This is a genomic window from Alkalibacterium iburiense (assembly GCF_039521845.1).
Classification (GTDB): domain Bacteria; phylum Bacillota; class Bacilli; order Lactobacillales; family Carnobacteriaceae_A; genus Alkalibacterium; species Alkalibacterium iburiense.
This window is the reverse complement of sequence record NZ_BAAACW010000077.1, coordinates 3640-4329: the sequence shown is the minus strand read 5'-3', so window position 1 is coordinate 4329 and position 690 is coordinate 3640. Positions and strand designations below refer to the sequence as shown.

Annotated in this window: 1 protein-coding gene; it reads left to right on the top strand. The window is 37.1% G+C overall.

Annotation, left to right across the window (positions count from 1 at the left end; translation table 11 throughout):
- The first annotated feature begins 52 nt into the window (after positions 1-52).
- On the top strand, positions 53-268 hold the full coding sequence (locus ABDZ53_RS06625) for a hypothetical protein (RefSeq protein ID WP_343754850.1): 216 nt from the start codon (positions 53-55) through the stop codon (positions 266-268).
- Positions 269-690 lie beyond the last annotated feature (422 nt).

Here is a 690-nt window from a genome sequence, read left to right as displayed (position 1 = left end):
ATAAAATAAACAAAATTTTTGGAAATACGACTTAGAGTTCAGAGGGATAGCTGTGCGCAAAAACGGAAGTTTAGAAGTGGCATATGCGAACGATAAAGAAGCACACCAATACATACGACGGGAGATTGATAAAATTGAATCAAAGGCGTATAAAGTTAAGAAAAAAGAAGCAACGAGAGAAGCTATTAAGGAATATGGGTTCAGTTGGGACGCACTCGCAAAAGCAATCGAAAGAAAACAACATAGCATTTATCTGCCAGAAGTGTAAAGTAACAGAAAAAATACCAAAAGATGTCGTCAAACAATTAGATTTTATGGATAGTGGAGATCCGATGGATCCCCCACGATTCAGTTGCGAACAATGTGATGGTTCAATGGTCCCTTTGTATTATGAAGGGTTACAAGGAATCACTTATGACAATAGGCACCTCAAAAGAAAAAGCTAAGCGGGAACTAAAAGGGCTCGGGCTTTGCCCGAGCTTTTTTTAGTGTAGTAAAGATCTCGAGTTTGACAGTCAAAACGACAAGAATGCCTTAGGTATAGGCTCTCTTGTCGTTTTTTTAGTTAAAAAAGTGCGTACTATTTTTGTTTTTTGGTTTGTTTTAAAATTTTTTTCATTCTTTTTTGAGGAATAATTTCAGTGTCCGTTCTAAACCCAAACTCCTCATGGAGTTGATCAGTCAAATCCG